Genomic DNA, 4,018 nt, shown 5'->3' with positions numbered 1-4,018 from the left:
CGCGCGCCGGCGCCCGGCTCGCCGCCCGTCTCGGGACGGCCGGCCGGTGGCTTGCGGGGCGCGGTCCTGCGCTCGATCGTCGTCATCGCCTCAGTCCTCCCGAACCCGAACGGCGGCGCGGAAACGCACCGACGCGGCCCGTGGGTTGGTCGTGATCTCGTCCTCGGACGCCTGCTCGCTCCCCCGGGTGAGCAGGCGGAAGCGCGGCTGCAGTTCGGGCAGCGGCACGGGAAGCTCCGGCGGGGTGCGGTCGGTCGTGCGATCGGCCAGAACCCGTTTGGTGATCTTGTCTTCGAGTGACTGGTAGGACAGCACCGCGATCCGGCCGTCGAGCGCGAGGGCGTCCAGGGCGGCGGGCAGGGCCCGTCCCCAGACGGCCAGCTCGGCGTTGACCTCGATGCGCAGCGCCTGGAAGGTGCGCTTGGCGGGGTTGCCGCCGCTGCGGCGGGTGGCCGCCGGGATCGCGGTGCGGACCAGGTCGGCCAGCCGGAGCGTCCCGGTGAACGGCTCCCTGTCACGTTCCCTGACGATCGCCGAGACGACGCGCTGAGCGAACCGCTCCTCGCCGTACTCGCGCAGGATCCGCACCAGGTCGCCGGGCGCGTAGGTGTTGACCACGTCGGCGGCGGTGATGCCGCGGGTCTGGTCCATCCGCATGTCCAGCGGGGCGTCGTAGGAGTAGGCGAACCCGCGGTCCAGCTCGTCGAGCTGCGGCGAGGAGACGCCCAGGTCGAACAGGATCGCGTTGATCCGCGGGATGCCGAGCCGTGCCAGCACCTCGGGGAGCTCGTCGTAGATCGCGTGCACCAGCGTGACGCGGTCGCCGAACGGCTCCAACCGTTTCGCGGACCGCTCCAGAGCGGTGGTGTCGCGGTCCAGGCCGATGAGACGCAGCCCGGGGAAGGCCGTGAGCATCGCCTCGGCGTGCCCGCCCATGCCGAGCGTCCCGTCGACGTAGACCGAACCCTCCGCCCCCACGGCGGGCTCCAGCGTCGCCAGGATGCGCTCGAGAAGAACCGGGACGTGCAGTTCCGGCCCGTTTTCGGGCGTGCCCATGCTCATAGAAAACTCCACCCCCACTGATGCCGACCGCTCGCGGCCGATCGGACATAAGACCCATTCACCTGTCAGACCGGTCAATTCAACCGTTGAAGTCGAAGACCGGCGACCGATGTCGCCCGGCCAGGTCCCCAACCGCTTGCCCTGAGGAAGGGCCACCTGGCACCGGGGAAGCTGTGCCAGCTGGCTTGGGGAGAGCGGGTGGAGACCTGGCCGGACGCGGGTCGCACTGCTAGAGAATCCCGGGCAACACCTCCTCGGAGAGGTCGGAGAACGCCTGCTCCTCCTGCTCGAGGTAGCTCTCCCAGGAGGGCGCGTCCCAGATCTCCAGACGCGCGTTGGCGCCGATCACGACGCAGTCCCTGTCCAGCCCCGCATAACCGCGCAGGGCGGCCGGAATGGTGATCCGGCCGGATTTGTCGGGGACCTCGTCGGAGGCGCTGGCGAAGAAGACGCGACTGTAGGCGCGGACGGATTTGGCGGTGACGGGAGCGGTGGCCAGTGCCTCGGTGATGCGCTCGAACTCTGCCAAAGGGAAGACGTACAGGCAGCGTTCCTGGCCCTTCGTGATCACCAGTCCCCCAGACAGTTCGTCCCGGTACTTGGCCGGGAGGAACAGCCGTCCCTTGTCGTCAAGGCGCAGCGGATGAGTACCGAGGAACATTCGGCCTCACCTCCCCGCGCCGCCGCCGTCAACAGCTCGAGAAATAGCTGTGGAGATCCGTCCCCCACGACGCCCCACTGTACTCCACTCCTCCCCACCGTCAACTATGTAAACGCGTGTCACCAGGGGGCAATACCTGCGAAACTCCCAGCTCAGCAAGGGTGGGGCGGAGTGGGGCGCGCGGACGGGCCGCGGCGTGTCAAACAGGGAGGTTGACCCCCGGCTGTCGACAAGCTCGACAAACCCGGATAATGCTGCGACGCCCAGTGGGTGTCCGATGGCAATAGATTGACCCTGGGCTGAAACCAGCGGGTGGCGTAAACCCGGGAAGAAGCGGAGATTTCGTGGCAGTGAGCACGCACGGTGGAGTCGGGCAGGGCTACGGCGGCGGGATCGTCGGCATCGCGTCCAAGATCAGAACCGCGGTGGAATCGGTCATCGAGGGCAAGCCCGAGGCCGTGCGCCTCGCGCTGACCGTGATGCTCGCCGAAGGGCACCTCCTGATCGAGGACGTCCCCGGCGTCGGCAAGACCATGCTGGCCAAGGCGCTGGCCCGGTCGGTCGACGGCACGGTGCGCCGCGTCCAGTTCACGCCCGACCTGCTGCCCAGCGACATCACCGGGGTCAGCGCCTACAACCAGGAGCGCCGCGAGTTCGAGTTCATGCCGGGCCCGGTGTTCGCGAACATCCTGGTCGGCGACGAGATCAACCGCGCCTCGCCCAAGACCCAGTCGGCCCTCCTGGAGTGCATGGAGGAGCACCAGGTCACCGTCGACGGCACCACCCACCCGCTGGAACCGCCGTTCATGGTGATCGCCACCCAGAACCCGATCGAGATGGAGGGCACCTACCCCCTCCCCGAGGCGCAGCGGGACCGGTTCACCGCGCGCATCTCGATGGGCTACCCCAGCCCCCAGTCGGAGCTGGCGATGCTGGACGGGCACGGGCGGGTCTCGCCGCTGGACGGGCTCAAGCCCGTCGCCACGGTGGCCGACGTCCGGCAGCTCATCGCCCTGGTGCGGGCCGTGCACGTCGCGCCGGCCGTCAAGCAGTACGCGATCGACCTGGTCAACGCCACCCGCACCCATCCCGACCTGCGGCTGGGCGCCTCCCCCCGGGCCACGCTCCAGCTCATCAGGGCCGGGCGCGCCCGCGCCGCCCTGGAGGAGCGCGAGTACGTGCTCCCCGATGATCTGCAGTCCCTGGCCGTGCCCGTCCTGGCGCACCGGCTGCTGCCGACCGCCGAGGCCCAGGTCGAGCGGCGCCGTCCCGACCAGGTCGTCACGGAGATCGTCTCCCGCCTGCCCGTCCGCGGCTGACCGCGGGGTGGTCGCATGATCAAGGTGGCGCTGGGCGCGCTGACGACGCGCGGCAGGTCCTTCGTGGCCGCCGGGCTGACGGCCGTGGCCTGCGCGATCCTGCTCGGCGAGCAGGATCTGCTGCGGGCCGGGATGCTCATCCTGGTGCTGCCGCTCCTCGCCGCGTTCGCCGTGTCCAGGACCAGGTACCGGCTGGCGTGCGCGCGGCGGCTCGGTCCGTCGCGGCTGCCCGTCGGCCATGAGGCACTCGCCGAGCTGCGGCTGGAGAACGTCTCGCGGCTGCCAACGGGGCTGCTGCTGGTCGAGGACCGGGTGCCCTACACGCTCGGCGGGCGGGCCAGGTTCGTGCTCGACCGGATCGAGCCGGTCGGGGCGCGCGAGCTCTCCTACCGGCTGCGGTCGGACGTGCGGGGCCGGTTCAAGGTGGGGCCGCTGACCGTCCGGCTGGCCGACCCGTTCGGCCTGGTCGAGCTGGCCCGCTCCTTCAGCCTCACCGACACCCTCACCGTGACGCCGCCGGTCGTGCCGCTCCCGCCGGGCCGGGTGCTCGGTGCGTGGAGCGGCGACGGCGAGTCCCGCGCCAGGACCGTCTCGACGGCGGGCGAGGACGACGTCGCGCCGCGCGAGTACCGGCGCGGTGACGACCTGCGCCGCGTCCACTGGCGTTCCACCGCCAGGTACGGCGAGCTGATGGTGCGCCGGGAGGAGCAGCAGTGGCAGAGCCGCGCCACGATCCTGCTCGACACCCGCAGGACCGTCCACTGGGGCGAAGGCCCCGGATCCTCGTTCGAGCAGGCGGTGAGTGTCGCGGCCTCGATCGGGGTGCATCTGGCCGAAGAGGGCCTTTCGCTGCGGTTCGTCACCGACGAGCGGGAGCACGGCGAGGTGACGGCGGCGCCCGGCACCGCCGCGGGCGGCGAGCTGCTGGAGGCCCTGGCCGTGATCGGCCTGTCGCGCGGCACCGCGCTGGTGCCGG

General features: G+C 71.0%; 4 protein-coding genes. 2 read left to right on the top strand and 2 right to left on the bottom strand.

Translation table 11 applies throughout. From position 1 onward, the window contains the following. Nucleotides 1-90: 90 nt before the first annotated feature. Nucleotides 91-1,062 (bottom strand): 16S rRNA (cytosine(1402)-N(4))-methyltransferase RsmH, encoded by a 972-nt coding sequence (rsmH, locus tag ACYVE7_RS30595; protein ID WP_460369604.1) that lies wholly within the window; start codon nucleotides 1,060-1,062, stop codon nucleotides 91-93. A 229-nt stretch (nucleotides 1,063-1,291) separates the two neighbouring features. Next, nucleotides 1,292-1,723 carry a division/cell wall cluster transcriptional repressor MraZ gene (gene mraZ, locus ACYVE7_RS30590; RefSeq protein ID WP_460369602.1) on the bottom strand — a complete coding sequence of 144 codons (432 nt, stop codon included), beginning with the start codon at nucleotides 1,721-1,723 and terminating at the stop codon, nucleotides 1,292-1,294. A gap of 344 nt (nucleotides 1,724-2,067) precedes the next feature. On the opposite strand from mraZ, the gene ACYVE7_RS30585 reads away from it, so the two are divergent. Both ACYVE7_RS30585 and ACYVE7_RS30580 read left to right on the top strand, forming a co-directional pair. Further along, nucleotides 2,068-3,042, top strand: a complete 975-nt coding sequence (locus ACYVE7_RS30585) for an AAA family ATPase (RefSeq protein ID WP_460369600.1) — start codon at nucleotides 2,068-2,070, stop codon at nucleotides 3,040-3,042. A gap of 15 nt (nucleotides 3,043-3,057) precedes the next feature. Next, nucleotides 3,058-4,018, top strand: a 961-nt coding sequence (locus tag ACYVE7_RS30580; protein ID WP_460369599.1) for a DUF58 domain-containing protein, incomplete at its 3' end; no start/stop codon positions are given.

The sequence above is a fragment of the Actinocorallia lasiicapitis genome (genome assembly GCF_054778695.1).
Note: the sequence above shows the minus strand (reverse complement) of the source record. Positions and strands in the feature narration are given on the sequence as shown.

Coding starts and splice junctions, on each gene's coding strand:
- rsmH (WP_460369604.1), bottom strand. CDS start 1,062: ATGAGCATGGGCACGCCCGAAAACGGGCCGGAACTGCACGTCCCGGTT.
- mraZ (WP_460369602.1), bottom strand. CDS start 1,723: ATGTTCCTCGGTACTCATCCGCTGCGCCTTGACGACAAGGGACGGCTG.